The 15,124-nt window shown below is 45.3% G+C and carries 12 protein-coding genes and 1 pseudogene; 6 read left to right on the forward strand and 7 right to left on the reverse strand.

The genetic code is table 11. The features are described 5' to 3' along the window. Positions 1 to 12: 12 nt before the first annotated feature. Positions 13 to 423 (forward strand): GNAT family N-acetyltransferase, encoded by a 411-nt coding sequence (locus EDF88_RS02950; RefSeq protein WP_134182795.1) that lies wholly within the window; start codon positions 13 to 15, stop codon positions 421 to 423. Positions 424 to 927: 504 nt separating this feature from the next. Here the strand turns inward: EDF88_RS02950 and EDF88_RS24870 are convergent. Both EDF88_RS24870 and cfa read right to left on the reverse strand, forming a co-directional pair. After that, positions 928 to 1,080, reverse strand: a pseudogene (locus EDF88_RS24870) (IS6 family transposase); the annotation flags it as partial. 226 nt (positions 1,081 to 1,306) lie between these two features. Further along, positions 1,307 to 2,461, reverse strand: a complete 1,155-nt coding sequence (gene cfa / locus EDF88_RS02960; protein WP_134182797.1) for a cyclopropane fatty acyl phospholipid synthase — start codon at positions 2,459 to 2,461, stop codon at positions 1,307 to 1,309. A gap of 588 nt (positions 2,462 to 3,049) precedes the next feature. On the opposite strand from cfa, the gene EDF88_RS02970 reads away from it, so the two are divergent. Further along, positions 3,050 to 3,961, forward strand: a complete 912-nt coding sequence (locus EDF88_RS02970; protein ID WP_134182800.1) for a LysR family transcriptional regulator — start codon at positions 3,050 to 3,052, stop codon at positions 3,959 to 3,961. A 134-nt stretch (positions 3,962 to 4,095) separates the two neighbouring features. Here EDF88_RS02970 and EDF88_RS02975 read toward each other — a convergent pair whose 3' ends face one another. From EDF88_RS02975 to EDF88_RS02990, 3 genes are all read right to left on the reverse strand, one after another. Continuing rightward, the gene (locus EDF88_RS02975; RefSeq protein WP_134182803.1) at positions 4,096 to 5,559 is read right to left on the reverse strand and encodes an anion permease; all 1,464 of its coding nucleotides are present in this window, start codon (positions 5,557 to 5,559) and stop codon (positions 4,096 to 4,098) included. Positions 5,560 to 5,618: 59 nt separating this feature from the next. Next, positions 5,619 to 7,286: an NAD-dependent malic enzyme gene (locus EDF88_RS02980; RefSeq protein ID WP_134182805.1), complete on the reverse strand. Its 1,668-nt coding sequence runs from the start codon at positions 7,284 to 7,286 to the stop codon at positions 5,619 to 5,621. Between the two features lie 921 nt (positions 7,287 to 8,207). Beyond that, positions 8,208 to 9,590 (reverse strand): sensor domain-containing diguanylate cyclase, encoded by a 1,383-nt coding sequence (locus tag EDF88_RS02990; RefSeq protein WP_166671942.1) that lies wholly within the window; start codon positions 9,588 to 9,590, stop codon positions 8,208 to 8,210. 304 nt (positions 9,591 to 9,894) lie between these two features. Between EDF88_RS02990 and EDF88_RS02995 the strand changes: the two genes are divergently transcribed. Continuing rightward, entirely contained in the window at positions 9,895 to 10,146 is a 252-nt protein-coding gene (locus EDF88_RS02995; protein ID WP_134182810.1) for a hypothetical protein, read from the forward strand. 388 nt (positions 10,147 to 10,534) lie between these two features. On the opposite strand, the gene EDF88_RS03000 is transcribed toward EDF88_RS02995, so the two are convergent. Beyond that, positions 10,535 to 11,710 (reverse strand): MFS transporter, encoded by a 1,176-nt coding sequence (locus EDF88_RS03000; RefSeq protein ID WP_134182812.1) that lies wholly within the window; start codon positions 11,708 to 11,710, stop codon positions 10,535 to 10,537. A gap of 114 nt (positions 11,711 to 11,824) precedes the next feature. Next, the gene (locus EDF88_RS03005) at positions 11,825 to 12,736 is read right to left on the reverse strand and encodes a LysR family transcriptional regulator (protein ID WP_134182814.1); all 912 of its coding nucleotides are present in this window, start codon (positions 12,734 to 12,736) and stop codon (positions 11,825 to 11,827) included. Positions 12,737 to 12,838: 102 nt separating this feature from the next. Between EDF88_RS03005 and EDF88_RS03010 the strand changes: the two genes are divergently transcribed. The 3 genes from EDF88_RS03010 to EDF88_RS03020 are packed head-to-tail and all read left to right on the forward strand — an operon-like array spanning position 12,839 to position 15,100. Then, entirely contained in the window at positions 12,839 to 13,945 is a 1,107-nt protein-coding gene (locus EDF88_RS03010) for an alkene reductase (RefSeq protein ID WP_134182816.1), read from the forward strand. Positions 13,946 to 13,948: 3 nt separating this feature from the next. Beyond that, a complete protein-coding gene (locus EDF88_RS03015) occupies positions 13,949 to 14,668 on the forward strand; it encodes an SDR family oxidoreductase (RefSeq protein WP_134182818.1) in 720 nt (239 codons plus the stop codon). Positions 14,669 to 14,683: 15 nt separating this feature from the next. Further along, positions 14,684 to 15,100, forward strand: a complete 417-nt coding sequence (locus EDF88_RS03020) for an ester cyclase (protein ID WP_208326120.1) — start codon at positions 14,684 to 14,686, stop codon at positions 15,098 to 15,100. Positions 15,101 to 15,124: the final 24 nt, after the last annotated feature.

Below are 15,124 nucleotides of genomic sequence, written 5' to 3' on the forward strand. Positions count from 1 at the left end.
AGAGGTGTCAGCATGGTTATCAGGAAATTACTTCCTAACGAATGGGATGGTGCTTACACATTGATATCTCAGCTGCGAGATATTTCAAAGGAACAATTTATCCAGAGCGTGACTATCCAAACTCTAAACGGTTATGAGATCGTGGGTGCTTTTATTGATGAAGAACCCAAGGGGTTGATGGGGTTCAGACCTGTTCATACACTAGCTAGAGGTCTTCATCTGCATATTGATGATTTGGTTGTTGATAAAAAGTCTAGAAGCTTGGGTATAGGCGAATCACTCTTGAATTTTGCAAAAGCAGAGTCGAAAAGTAGGGGCATGAATTTTATTTTTTTAGATGCCAGAAACGAGGCTATTCCGTTTTATGAGCGAAATCATTTTGTGTTCCATTCATCTCCATCAATGAAAATTCAACTCAAGTAATATTAGTACCTACAATAATGTACACACTGTACCTACCGTTCATATAACTCCAGGCGGCAGGTGTCTCCCGACCTTTCTTTGGTGGACACAAGGTTAGTGAGCGCAATGTCCGTTTCTCGCTCAGAGTGGAAGTTCAGACCCCACAATATAACGGTGGTTTGACGCCGAATTATTCAGAACGTTTATTCTGGAAATACTCTTAAACTGTGGCCAGTTTTTGTTGACCATATATGGACGACCCGGGTGATGCAAGTACTGGTTTGATGCGGTTTGCGACCAAATATCCGGCGTCATTATTGGGTTCATAACCCGCACCATGATGTCATCTGAGCCATGTTTCCTTATCACTACACCGGTATATGATTACCCTGGTCAATTTCAGGCTGTTACAGGGGCGGTAGCCGTTTTCTCATCAGTGCCTGCAAACTCAGTAAAGCGTGTTTCTTCAATTTAAGCTTTGGGTTAATTCATTGCAAAAGCCTTATTCGTATTGAAATCGACTGGAACCCAGCGGTAAAGCATGGTGTGGTCGACTCTGACACCGCGGTCGGTCAGTATTTCCTGCAAAGCAGGATAACTGATACCGTATTTACAGTACCAGCGTACCACCCACATAATAATGTCACGACTGAAATGCCGATCCTTGAATACGTTCATGATTTGCGTCACGGGTGAAAAAGACAGCAAGTTTTATCAGAGTTACGAGCTTTGCAATAGTACCTGTTATTCTTGCCGAGCATGGCTAGGGAAAATTGAGAAATGCCCCCATGAGGGGGACAGGCTGTATTTTTAAAAGGGAGTTCGGACATTCGAACTCCACTTTTTTAAGTACAAGGAATTTTATTTCGCTATATTCAGTTACTATCTTACGCAGAGTAATTCTTTATCGAGGAATATCCAGCCCACTAATTATTCCTCTGGAGAACACAATCTGCCATAACTGAGTTTGTCTGGCTCGAAATGCCCCAGCGCAAGCTGTCAGATAGTAATTAAACATGCGCTGAAAATTGGGTGTATAGGATCCTTCAATATCCTCCCATTGGTCATTAAATTTCTTATGCCATGCCATCAACGTTTTATCATAGTCAGCACCAAAGTTGTGCCAGTCCTCAACAATAAAATGACGCTCACTTGCTTCTGCAATCTGTTTTATGGATGGCAGGCAACCATTCGGGAAAATATATTTATCAATCCATGGGTCAACATTATGCCCACTCTTATTACTGCCAATAGTGTGAAGTAACACTAAACCATCAGGCTTCAGACAGTGATCGACCACATTGAACCAGGTTGCATAGTTTTTTGGTCCAACATGCTCAAACATCCCGACTGAGACTACCCTGTCGTACTTATCTGTTCCGTCAAGATCACGATAGTCCGAGAGAATAATATTCACGTCCAGATCGGTACATCGTGCTATTGCTGCAGACTGTTGTTCAACTGATATAGTGATTCCATCCACTTTAACTCCGTAATGCCTTGAAGCATATTCTGCCAGACCTCCCCAGCCGCAACCAATATCCAGCAGGTGCATGCCCGGCTCTAGGTGGAGTTTCTCGCAAATAAGTCGTAACTTATCCTGCTGTGCCTCCTCCAGTGTTTTGGCTCGCTTCCAGTAACCGCAGGAATATTGCATCCACGAATCCAGCATAATGGCATAAAGATCATTACCCAAATCATAATGGTGCTCTCCAACAATCCATGCTCGTCTACGGGACTGCATATTCCGCAAACGTGAAATGCAGATATGGAACATTTCTCTAAAGTTGAACGGCATCATCTCTGACACGCCTGCGCGTAAAATCTTGGTGAAAAAGATATCTAGCGCAGGGCAATCCCAAAGACCTTCTACATAGGTTTCCCCAAGACCTATCGACCCTTCGTTGATAACCCGGGTATAAAACTGCTCGTCATGCACTGAGAGATCCCACGGTTTATCACCATTAATGCGGATCCCTGCTGGTGACAGCAATTTCTCCACAACCTGACGGGCTCGCGAGACACGTAAATTAGGTCTTTCGATAGCAACATTTGACATCTTTATCTCCTCATTTTGAGAAACCAAACAGGTAGTTCATCCATGGCAATTCAATCACCAGGTACAGGACGAAATAAGTCGCGCCTAACAATGTCCGCAGGCGCCAATAGCTTTTTGCAGATAAATAACCACTCCTGTAATAGATAGGCGCCTGACCATTTGCATAAGGGGTAATAATGCCCATGTTCCACAGCGTGCTACACAGGATGTTGGCGAACGGCTATACGTTCAGTCATTCATTTCCACCACAACGGCTATCATGACGGGAACGGGATGATACAAAATGACGAGCCTATGGAAATCAGTAAATGGGTAAAGATAGTTCGTCACATTTTGTCCATTTATTATTCTGTTATGTTAGTGATGTATTCGAAGATTTATAATTATAATAATAGCGACATTAATGATGCCAAACTTAAATGTGATTCGCTTACTTTACATAACCTTTCCTCCCCAGACAATTAATAGAATACCTTACCAAAAATTTAATTTACCTAGATTGTTAGTTAGTGGTGTTACTGATATTGAATAGGAGTCTTTCAAATTCCTTGAGACATTTAACAAATTTTATATTTAAAGGGGTGATTTTTGGAATTAAGGCATATACGTTATTTTCTGGCCGTAGCCGATGCAAAAAGTTTTACGTATGCCGCTGATGCTCTGGGTATTAGTCAACCACCACTGAGCATGCAAATACGGGATCTTGAAAAAGAAGTCGGGGCAGTCCTTTTTCATCGCCTACCCCGAGGGGTGGAACTCAATGCTGCGGGGGAAGAGTTTTATAAAAATATACATGAGATACCTCATCTGATTGAACGAGCCACGCTCTCGTCGCGAATGGCTTCGCGCGGGGAACTGGGACGACTAAAAGTAGGATTTACCTCTTCATCCACCTTCAATCCGATTGTGACAATGGGTATTAAAAATTTTAAAGATCAATATAAAAATGCCATTCTAAAAATAGATGAGGCACATACTGATAGTTTAATTCAACGCGTCAACAACGGTAGTATCGATATTGCATTTGTCAGGGCAGAAAAATCAGTCATTGAAGAGACATTCGATACTCTTGATATTAATCTGACTATTCAGGAAAAGCTATCATTAGTGACTTCAGTTAATACCGTATTTCCACCTCAAGAAGAATTATGTGTGAAGCAATTGTCAGATCGAGAATTAATATTATGCCCACGTGAATACAGTGTACATATGTACGAGACAATTATGAATATATTTGATAAGGCCGGGTGCTCCCCACTTATGAAACAAACCACCCCACAAATATCCTCAATCATCAATCTTGTTTCAACGGGTCTGGGTTATTCCATTGTGCCTGATTCAATGAGAAGTATTTTCAGTCATATGAAAGGCATTCAATTTTATACTATCAAAGATGATGAGGCTTATGTGCCACTGTCCCTGGTGAGCCGCCGATATGAACGTTCGGTAATGGTAAAGAATTTCATTGAGAGTATAGTGAAGATGCACAAAGAAACGTAAGGTATAGAGATAAATAATCTGGCCCGCTTTTATAATTTATTGAGCGGGCTAGAAGTTATGTTGAAAATATTCACGACGCAAACGTTAGTTGTGAATATGTTTTATTTCAAGCTGGTTATGACCTGTAAAACTATTTATTTTGTAAAACCAAATAAATAACCAATCCATGGAATTTCAATAACCAGATATAGCAAGAAATAAATCACACCGAAAATTGTTCCCATTCGCCAGTAATCCTTTGCTGGTAGGTAGCCGCTTCCATAATAAATGGGGGCGGGACCATTTGCATAGGGCGTTATAATCCCCATAATTCCTTGCGTACCACACAGAAGGATGGCGAATGCATAAACGTTCATACCGTGCATACCGGCTACAATGGCAATCATAACCGGCACCAGTGCTGTGGCATGTGCCGTTCCGCTGGCAAAGAAGTAATGCAGAACAAAAAAGGCAATTAACAGAACGGTTATAGTCGCAAGCAAGGAAAAGCCTACCAGATCGCTTGAAATTCTCACACCCAGCCAGTGAACAAACCCGACACTGGAAAGCCCGGATGCTAAGGCTACAAGCGTAGCGAACCAAAAAAAAGTATTCCAGGCGGCCTTATTGCTGGTGACATCTGCCCAGCTAATCACCCCGGTAATTAACATCAGAGCTATCACAATGAGTGCAGAAATTGCTGGTTCGATAACGCTCCCGAAACCTATCCATAGTATCAACGCCAGCATCACAAAAATGATTAGTAGTTTTTCGTGAAGTGAAAGGGAGCCTTGTTTTTGCAATTCTCCTGCAGCCCACACGGGGACTTGGTTATTACTCTTAATCTCAGGAGGATATAAATAATATGCCATTACCGGCGTAAGAAGCCATAACACAATCCCTACGGGGAGCATAGCAATAAACCAGTCCATCCAACTGATGGTAAGTCCGGTCAGTTCAGTGACCAGCGCACTGGCCAGAAGGTTGGGAGCCAAGGCGGTCAGGAACAGAGTGCTGCTCACACAGGTAGCCGATATAGAGACCCACATCAGATAAGAACCTATCCGCCTGGAACTTTCATCATGCGGTTTTGAATCATAAAGGGGCGGAAGATTACGAATGACCGGATAAATGGTTCCTCCACTTCTTGCTGTGTTCGAAGGGGTAAAGGGCGCGAGGATCAGGTCTGCAAGGGCAATCGCATACCCAAGAGTTAGTGTTCGTTTACCTAGTTTTTTTACCAGCATCAGCGAGATACGACGTCCAAGCCCAGTTTTTTCATATCCCAGCGCGAACATAAATGCGCTGAATATCAGCCAGACAGTACTATTGGAAAAGCCTGAAACCGCCCAGTTAAAGGCCTCATTGGTTGCATTAAACTTCGGACTAGCAAGTTGATGTGCAGAAAACAAAAGCCACGGACTGAATGTACTGATCACCAGTACCGCTATAAGCCCGATTACCGCGCCTGGTAAGGGCTCAAGTATGAGACCGACGATTGATCCTACGAAAATGGCAAAAAAATACCAGGTATAAGACTCCATGCCTGCCGGAGCGGGAATAAGGGCAATGATCAGTGCCACTATTACCGGCAGGAGTAACATGATTTTATTTTTCATGACATACGCTCCTGAACACCCGCATATCTGATGATATGCGGGTCATAACGACGAGAGGCTTAAATCGAAGTTCGTTTATAAATTGGGTATCGTGGCTCCCAGAAGACTTTTTCGAGGTTGTTAATGAGCTCAATATCGTTAATATTTGGCGCAACGTTATCTCTCATCGCCGCGTGTGCAACGGCTAGTGCGATTCGTTTTGACAGTAATGAAATATCATTTAATGCAGGCAGTAATCCCTGATCGCGTCCCGTCTGCATTGGCGAACTTTCAGCAAGGGTTTCACTGGCGACAAGGAACATATTTTCAGTTACACGGGTTGCATTGCTGATGAGAACACCGAGCCCAATTCCAGGGAAGATATAAGAATTATTGCACTGTGCAATAGGTATCCGTTTCCCGTTGTACTGAACTGGATCAAACGGGCTTCCACTGGCAACAATGGCATTCCCCTCTGTCCAGTCGATAATGTCCTGTGGGATAGCTTCGACACACCCAGTAGGATTTGAAAGCGGGAAAACAATCGGTCGTTTACAGTTCGCATACATATTGCGAATAACTTTCTCCGTGAAAATACCACGGCAGCCTGAAACACCAATAAGAGCTGTTGGGCGTATTTGTGTCACTAGTTCATCCAGCGACATGTTCTTCGGCTCAAATTTAAGTAAAGTGCGGTGTTTTGCCAGCTTGAGTTGGAAATCTGTCAGACCTTCGTGCTCGTCAGTAAGCAAACCATCTTTGTCTACCATGAAAATTTTACTTCTGGCTTCTTTTTCGGTAATACCTTCCTGCATCATTTTCGCGACAATAAGTTCTGCAATACCGCATCCGGCAGTTCCCGCCCCGACAAACATAAATCGCTGGTCGCTGAGTGTCATTTCTCCCGCCTTACTGGCAGCGAGAAGGCTACCTAACGTGACAGCAGCGGTACCCTGAATATCGTCATTAAAACAACACAAGCGGTTACGGTATTTCTCAAGTAAAGGTGTGGCATGACGGAGGGCAAAATCTTCAAATTGAAGCAGAACATTAGGCCAGCGATTCAGTACAGCGGTTATAAATTTATCAATAAATGCATAGTAATCTTCATCAGAAATACGTGCATGATGAGAACCCATATAAAGAGGATCGCTTAAAAGCTCCGGATTATTAGTACCGACATCAAGTGTTATTGGCAAGGTTTGCTGTGGAGAAATACCCCCACAAGCGGTATATAGCGACAATTTACCAATAGGGATCCCCATCCCGCCAATGCCCTGATCGCCAAGGCCAAGTATGCGTTCACCATCAGTTACCACAATAACTTTTACATCATCATTACTGACATTCTGTAAAAGGGTATCTATATTTTCATGCTCAGACCAGGAAATAAACAGGCCGCGGGCACGACGATAGATTTCAGAGAAATGCTGACAGGCATAGCCCACTGTGGGAGTATAGATCAGAGGAAGTGAATCCTTAATGTGTGTTGTAATATACTTATAAAAAAGAACTTCATTTGTATCCTGTAAATTTCGCAAAAACACATGTTTGGCTTCATTTGAGATGAAGCGATTAAGTTGCATATGAACACGCTTCACCTGGTCGTCTAATGTTTCAATTTTTGGTGGAATCAGTCCGCTAAGATTAAAAGCATCTCGCTCTTCAGATGTAAATGCACTCCCTTTATTTAATAATGGATTTTTTATTAGAGAATCACCGGAATGATACGTGTAAACGTTTTTCATAATAGCCACCATGTATTTACTAAGATATGTGGGTTTATATCAGTTAAGACATAATATATTGAAGCTTAGGATTAAAATCCTACCGCTGGAATGATATTGTCAGAGTTGAGACATAGCATTGCTATTACTCTCTATAATCCAAATATAATCATTATTAATTCTGAGTTCTTGAAATGAGATTAAAAGTTTTAAGGTGAACAAACAATTCTTATTTATGACGATATGTATATGCAAAACCTATAGGTTACAGCCCCCCGCTTGGGAAACGGAAAACATCCTACGCTACGCCTATTTTGTGTACAGATTACTATTCACTGAGCTTAATGTGCAGTATTTACCCTGTCCCAGTTTGAGGTTTGTTCTCCAAACGTAATCCCCGCTCAGGTTGATATGTTCCCATCCCAGCGGTGACAGATGGGTAATCAGTTGCTCATTCAGCACGTAAAATTCGTAATATTTCGGTCAATGCCGGTATCTGCTAGTACATGTAGTGGATGACGAGGCACGTGAACTTGCACGCCAGATTAACTCGACCGGGTTATGGGAATGGAGAACGAGCTCCCCCTGAACGATGGTAACCATTGCCCGAAGACTTCCTCCTTGAATATGAATTTCAGGGAGATGAAGAACTGGACTGTTTCCAACTGGACTTTCTGGATCGCCTTTAAACTCTTAGTTAGTCGTATTAAGAATCGAGGCGGGATTTATTAATAAAGGAATAAATATGGCTAACTAGTTTATTGCGACTGAAGGTGTAAAGGTGGTGAAGGACAGCGCCAGTCTGTGGCCGCAGATTCTTACTGCTGGCGCTGCATGGATGTTATGGTCAATGTCTATTAAATGCATGCCTGTCAGGCTCAGGCACACATTTAAATTTGGCTACTCATTAAATACTTTTTTTTGGATATGATGTTTTTCTACTTACTCCAAACCAACAATGCAATTCTTACCTGAACTTTTAGCTTGATAAAGTCGAATGTCTGCTTTTTTCAATATCTCATCAGGAGATGAACCTTCATTAGATGATGAAACACCACAGCTAAAGGTTACATTCAAACCCTCTTCACGCCATTGTTTTTGTTCTACTCTTTTTCTCCATAGATCCAGTAATGTATAGAAATCATCATAATTACCTCCTCTATAAATTACGACGAGTTCCTCGCCTCCGAATCTATATATATTCGTCAGGAACTCGCTGCCTGCTTTACTAATGTACGTTAGTACAACATCCCCTGTATGATGCCCAAATGTATCATTTACCTTCTTAAAATTGTCAACGTCAATTATAGCGAAGTAGAACGCTCTTTCAGAGTGGAAAAGATGGTGGAAATCACAGTCAAATTTCTTTCTTGTATGTAAATTGGTAAGGCCATCCGTTTCAGCATCATGTATAGCGGCCTCAAGTTTTTTGCTATTGTCTTTTAAAGACTCGGAAACTTTCTTAATGCTATCGCCTTCGTTGTCAATGGATATACCGTTAATGTTTAAGTAGAGTGCTGTGATGGCCTGTTTAAAATATAATTTAATTATAAATAATATGATTAAATAAGATATTAAACATGCCAGTGACACTAACAAAAATAAATTCTTTTCATAAGTACTGTGTGCTTCAAAATCAGCATCGCTGACTACACTGAACGCAATCCATGCGGGGTTGTCATAAACGCGATAAAAAACATGCTTGTTTCTTTTTTCATCAAAAAAATAACCTTCTGACTCTGTTGCCATGTCTATCCAGGTCTGAGGTATTGCTCTTTTAAATAATTCTTTAGTATTGGAATACATGATTAAGTGGCCATCGTATGAAACAACTTTGAATCGAGCGTTGTAAGGGGCTTGGTTGTATTTTATCAATTCACTCAAGCTATGGAGGTCTAGATCGAAAGCAATATTACCTACGAATTCTGAATGGTCATTAAAAATATTCATGCTGGTAGTGACGGCCATTCCGTTATTATACTTCGGTGTTTTGGTTACGGATTTATATGGTGCAGAGAATCGCACCTCATCTTTCCTTGCTGAGAAGGGATACCAGGGTCTTTCATTTACCTTAAAATTTGCCCCTAGGTTCTCTGGGTAAATTTTGTAGTTACCTTCTTTATCTGACAAAATAACTGTTTCGAAAAAAGTTGTTGAGTTTACGATAGATGGAATTATCGAATTCAGTTCTGTATGTGTAGGTGATATATAACCTTCAATGTCTTTTGACGTCAGTTGACCTAAAAGCGAGTGAAGTAATAACTCCATTTCCTGGACGGGTCTTTCTATAGCATTTCTGGCACTATTTTCATTAAATCGAGACATGATCTCGATAAACTCCCCTTTATTTCTTACATCCATGGATAAAAATGAATATAGAAACATTATAACAAATGGAATAAAGGTGCTGGTCGTTAAAATGTAAATGCTTTTATGTGATATAGTGTTCTTCACGTGACTACAATGCTCCATGCAAGTTGTAAAATAGCTTTTATAAAAATAAGTATTCTAATTTAATTTTTTTATGGTAACTGTCGCATTAAATAAACGACTGGAAGTGGGGGGAACTTAAATGTCCCATGGAAAATATGTGGGCATCATGAAATTGTAAAAGGATTTTAATTTAATTGTGAATGAATTTAACAAACAGCAAGCCATTGATACGTTAATAGAAAAAGCAGCGATTTATCCTTGCCATAGATGTGGAAATGTAAAATTTGCGGTACTAGATGGAGTATCCTTACTTCCATTAATAGAGTGTATAGATAGTCATACCGTTGTTGATAAAATGAACACTCCGATTTTCCATGTGCTATGTGAAAATTGTGGTGTTCTTACTGCCCACTCCCTGGGTATGCTCGATTTAATGTCGAATAAATAAAATGTAGGATATGACTTTCCCGACCTCCTTCCTTGTTAGTGTTATAGCGCAAGTCACATTGGTGAGGCAGAGGAGGATTTCGTTAGCGGTTGCGTGACTATCGTTAGGTTCGATGGTGGGAATATGTGTGAACAACCGAAAGGATCTTCTTGGGATCCTTTCGGTTGCGTAGTAATCTCTTGCTCAGTAAAGGGGTTTGAAGTCCAGAACGGTAAATTGGTCTTACCCAACAATAGTAGACACCCTGCCAGGTGAGTAAACTCTCAACCAGAGGTAGCTCACATGACAAAATCAGCATCAACCATCAAAAAGATCCCCAAAACAACACTCGCCTGAATTCCGTCATGAAGCCCTTAACCTGGCTGAACGCATTGGTGTTGCCGTGATCTTACCTCGCGGCCTGGACTTTCAGGCCAGAGTTATGACGGTTAAACAGCACAAACGCAATGCCGGCCACAGGGATCAGTATCGCCACCCACGGAATACCTGCCGCGCCGAGGGCACTGTCGACGGTCAGACCACCGATAATCCCGCCCAGTGCATTCGCCAGGTTGAAGGCTGAGATATTAGCGGTACCGGCCAGTTCCGGTGCAGTACTGCCATGTTTCAGTACGTTCATCTGTAATGGCGGGACATTACCGAATGAGGCAATGCCGAACAGGAACGTCGCCACCATAAACAACCAGTAATGGCTGCTGACCAGGCCAACAACAATCAGTGACACGACCATCAGGACCGGCCATAAAAGCTGCGCCTGGCGCAGGTTGCGGTCTGCTGTCATACCGCCGATATGGTTACCCACCACGAGGCCCAGCCCGACCACAAACAGCAGTACGGTTAACGCCTGTACGCTGTAACCTGCCACCTGCTCTGCCAGTGGTGCAATGTAACCATACAGCGTCATAAAGCCCGTCCAGCACAGAACGGTGATCGCAAGGCTTGCCAGTAACGGGCCATGACGGAATACCGCCAGCTGCTGACGCACACTCTTACCCGGCTCAGGAGGCTGGCGCTGAATGGTCAGCATAATAGCAACCAGCGCCACCGCACCCAGGGCGGAGACAACATAAAACGTCACGTTCCAGCCGAAGATATTGCCAATCCAGGCACCGAACGGCACACCCAATACGTTGGCCAGCGTCAGCCCGGCAAACATTTGCCCCACAGCGCGACCCGCAAGATTCTCTGCCACCAGTCCCGTTGCGACCACCGCACCGATACCGTAAAACGGCCCCTGTACCAGGCCCGCCAGCACCCGGCTGACCAGCAGCACCGAATAACTGGTGGATAAGGCGCTGACGAGGTTGGCGGCAATAAACATCACCATCAGTCCGGCCAGGACATTACGTTTTTCAAAACGGGCAAGCCACAGCGTCAGCACCGGCCCACCGATAACAATCGCCATCGCGTAAGCGGTGATAACGTTTCCCGCCTGACCGTCGGTGATATTGAGGGAGTGCGCCATAGTGGTGAGTAACCCGGCGACAACAAACTCGGCGGTGCCGATAGCAAAAGCGGATAAGGTCAGTATCCAGACCTCTAAAGGGATACGTTGCGGTTTCATAAGTGACTCTGACAGATGAATGATGAGAGTCATTCTGGGCTAAAGAATCACTTTTGATAATGGCAGTAATATGGAATGGATTATTTTGTTTTTATGAATAAACCTGTTACCGGATCATTCATTATCCAGCCAGTTGATGAAAAACTCGCTGAAAGCCGTCACTTGCAAAGGCTGAAAACGGCGTTGCGGGTAGACAAACTGGAGGCCAACCTGTTTTTTGTCATGGCGACTGAAACCGATAAAGGTGTCGGCAAATAAGACGATGAGCCGCCCCTGTTCGACATCGCGCTTCACATCCCACCATGATTTGCTGGTGATACCCGCACCGGCCAGCACCCACTGGCGTAGCAGGGCACCATCATCACACACCATGGCCGGCGTGACCCGCACCATGGAGGGCACATCATGCTCTTCAAAACGCCACTCGTTCATCGGCGTGCCGCGCTGCTCCATCACCAGGCAACGATGCCCGTGCAGGTCATCCGGATGCACAGGTGCCCCATGTGTTTCAAGGTAGCTTTTTGACGCAACCAGTACACGGCGATTGGGGCGGATAAATTTCGTCACCAGATTGCTGTCCGGGAGGTTGCCGAAGCGCACGCTCATGTCCAGACGGTTGGCAATCAAATCCACCACACTTTCACTCAGATAGACAAAGCTTCTGACTTCAGGATGCAGACGGGAAAAATCGAGCAGTGCGGCCGAAAGATACTGCCGGCCAAAATCTGATGGCGCTGAAATACGCAGGCTGCCGCTGAGCATCCCGTCCTTCTGTGTCAGTTTCGACTCGGCCTGCGCCATTTCCTCCATCACGCGAAGTGCGGCGTGGTAAAAATCCTCACCGGCACGTGTCAGTGCAATTGCCCGGGTGGAACGATTAAACAGCCGGGTCTGATAGCGTTCCTCCAGTGCCTTTAACCGGGCCGTCATGGTGGCAGGAGAAAGATTCATCCGCCGTCCGGCTGCGGCCAGTCCACCCGCCTCCACGACTTCCACCAGTAACGTCATATCTTCAAACTTGCCCATTATTCCGTTTTCCTGAAAATAGAATCAGTTATTCCCGCCATTATCAAAGCGACGCGCAGGACGTAAAGTCAAGCCATAACTGACCGCCCTGGAGAACAGAACATGCAACAACACCCTCTTTTTGAAACCACACAGATTGGCCATCTTGAGCTAAAAAACCGTATTGTGATGGCGCCGATGACCCGTGCACGTACCGCGCAGCCGGGCAATATCCCCACTGCATTGATGGCGGAGTATTACCAGCAACGCGCCAGTGCAGGTCTCATCATCACCGAAGCGACGCAGATTTCTCCGCAGGGTCAGGGTTACTCCTGGACGCCGGGTATTCATTCCGCTGAACAAATCGCAGGCTGGCGTCTGGTGACCGATGCGGTTCATAAAGTGAATGGCAAAATCTTCTCTCAGTTGTGGCATGTGGGGCGTATGTCTCATGAAAGTTTTCACCCGGATGGCAAGCCTGTTGCCCCTTCAGCGTTGTCGCCGGAGGCACAGGTGTGGGTAGTCAACAGCGAAGGTGTGGGTGAAATGGTTGACTGCCCGGTCCCGCGTGAGCTGACCCATGGCGATATTCAGCAGGTGATTGCGGATTACCGCCAGGCGGCCATCAATGCTATGGAAGCCGGATTTGACGGTGTGGAAATCCACGGTGGCAACGGATACCTGATTGACCAGTTCCTGCGTCGCTCCTCAAATAAACGGACCGATGAATACGGCGGCAGCCTGGCAAACCGCGTGCGTTTCGCTCAGGAAGTGCTGGAAGCCATCAGTGACGCCATTGGTGCAGAGCGCACCGGTATTCGCCTGGCGCCCTTTATCACCCAGCGTGGCATGGACGACCCACAGGCCATCGAAGCGATTCTGGCGCTGGCGGCCTGGTGTGAAACAAAGGGCATCGCCTTTATTCATCTGGCTGAAGCTGACTGGGATGATGCACCGCAGGTGCCTTATGAGTTCCGTGAAACCCTGCGGGCAACCTTCAGCGGCGCCATTATTGTAGCGGGGAATTACACGCGTGAAAAAGCCGACAAACTGCTGGCGGCGGGTGTGGTGGACCTGGTGGCCTTCGGTCGCCCGTTTATTGCCAACCCCGACTTCCCGCGCCGTCTGAAACAAAACCTGCCGCTGGCAGAGATGGGCAATCCGGCGACACTGTTTGGCGGTACTGAAGTCGGTTATACCGATTATCCGTTCCTGACGACTGAGGTCTGAATCATGACACAACGCACACTCATTATTGGTGGCGCTACGGGGATTGGTTTCGCCGTGGCACAGCTTCTGGCAACCCGTGGGGAGCATATTATTCTTGCCGGTCGCCATCACGACAAACTTCAACATGCCTGTCAGCAACTTCAGACAACCGGTGCGTCAGCGGAAAGCCTGGTACTGGATATCGCCGATGAAGTGCAACTTGAGCGCCTGGCCCGGACGCTTGAACCGGTGGACAACATTGTGGTGACGGCGGGCTCCCAGGCGCCGGGTGGAGCATTCACCACCCTGGATTTGAAGACCGCAAAACAGGCGTTTGATACCAAATTCTGGGGCAGTCTGGCGGTTGCCCGTCATCTGAGCGGGAAAATTAAACCCGGTGGAACACTGACCCTGACCAGTGGTTTTCTTGCCCGCCGTACCGTTCCCGGTACCCTGGTGAAAACCACGATGAATGCGGCTCTGGAAGCTGCAGTGAAAATGCTGGCGAAAGAGTTATCTCCTCTGCGCGTTAACGCCATCAGTCCGGGACTGACAGATACTGAAGCCTATGCAGGTATGGCACCGGAAGCACGTGAACAGATGCTGGTGCGGGCGGCAGAAAATCTACCGGCCAAAAGGTATGGTCGTGCAGAAGACCTGGCAAAAGGGTATCTGTTTGTCATTGATAACCCCTTTGTCACCGGCTCGATAGTGGATATTGAGGGTGGGGCCCTGGTTAATTAACCCGGAGAAATGAAGATGACTCACCTGGATGTGGTTAAAGCCTATTTTAAATACTGTGTAGACGGAAAAGATGTCGAACGCGTGAATGAATTTTTTGATGAAAACGTGGTGATTCACCGTCCTGACTGCCCCGGGCCACTAGTCGGTCTTGAAGTTTTTAAAAAAGGGCTGCGCGAGAATGTGACCGACCGCTATGAAGCCATTGTGACGACATTTCAAAAAGAAGTTGTTGCTGACGACCAGGTTGTTGTCGCCCTGACTCATGTGGCGACAGGATCTAATACGTGGAACGGTTTTGACGTCAGAGGCAGGGATGTCACCTGGACCAGCCTGACCTATTTCAGGTTCAATACGTCCGGCAAAATTGTTGAGGAAATAGTGGAGCGTAATGAATTAAATATGGCGCGTCAGTTAGAACTCGTTGATTTTTAATCAGTAAGCTATAAGAGAAATACA

This window comes from Buttiauxella sp. BIGb0552 (assembly GCF_004366275.1).
Lineage (GTDB): Bacteria > Pseudomonadota > Gammaproteobacteria > Enterobacterales > Enterobacteriaceae > Buttiauxella > Buttiauxella gaviniae.